This is a genomic window from Prevotella pectinovora, from assembly GCF_000834015.1.
Classification (GTDB): Bacteria; Bacteroidota; Bacteroidia; order Bacteroidales; family Bacteroidaceae; genus Prevotella; species Prevotella pectinovora.
The window spans coordinates 1-814 of the sequence record NZ_JXQI01000067.1; the positions used below are offsets into that span (position 1 = coordinate 1).

An 814-nucleotide genomic window follows, 5' to 3' on the forward strand; every position below is an offset into this window, starting at 1 on the left:
TCAAGAACTACAAGAGAGGAAAGATAGACAACAATACAGTCAAGAAGAACTTGCAGGAACATCTGTGTCTTGCAAACAAAAGACTGGTAAAACTGACCAAAGATTTTCTTGATAGAGAAAGAGATGACTTTCGATGATGTCAAGCCAATGAAGTGATAGATTAGAGGTTACTTTTCTCTCCCTATTATCATAAACGAGATAAAAGGAAAGACTATGTTAGTGATACATCCGATAGATAAAACGACCGAAATGCTCTCAATCCTTTATGAAGGGTTGGGAGCACGGTTGATTGAAGCGGATTGCTCCAACAAAAAGATGGGACATCTGCTTCACCACACGTCTCCAAGCGAGCGTATCATGCTGCTTGGTCATGGTTCAGATAAAGGTTTATACTATCGCAAGAATGATAAGGAGGAAGACTTTGACGGTATTATCGTAGGGCATTCGCAAGCCTATTATCTTCGCAAGCATTGTGGAGACATCATCGGTATATGGTGTCATGCCATGGAGTTTGCCAAGAAGGAAGGGCTGCACGGTTTGTTCTCAGGTATGATCATATCTGAGATGAGTGAAGCAGAAGAGTATGGTGTGGCTACTGACAAAGAGAGCATGGACCGGACAAACCGCATCATGTTCACCCGACTCAGAAGGCTTCTGGACGACGGCATACCACTGCATGAGATACCCGAACGCCTAAAGACATTGGACACCACGCAAAGTGAGTTGTCACGGTTCAACTACGAGAGGTTTTACTATTTGTAACAAATTAACGAAGAATATGATTTCAATATTCAGAAAGATAAGAGTAAAGTGG

General features: G+C 42.1%; 1 protein-coding gene. It reads left to right on the forward strand.

Annotated features, from left to right (window positions below; all coding sequences use genetic code 11):
• Positions 1 to 213 precede the first annotated feature (213 nt).
• Positions 214 to 762, forward strand: coding sequence for a hypothetical protein (locus ST42_RS09870; RefSeq protein ID WP_044073407.1), 549 nt, complete (start codon positions 214 to 216; stop codon positions 760 to 762).
• Positions 763 to 814 lie beyond the last annotated feature (52 nt).

Coding starts and splice junctions, on each gene's coding strand:
- ST42_RS09870 (WP_044073407.1), top strand. CDS start 214: ATGTTAGTGATACATCCGATAGATAAAACGACCGAAATGCTCTCAATC.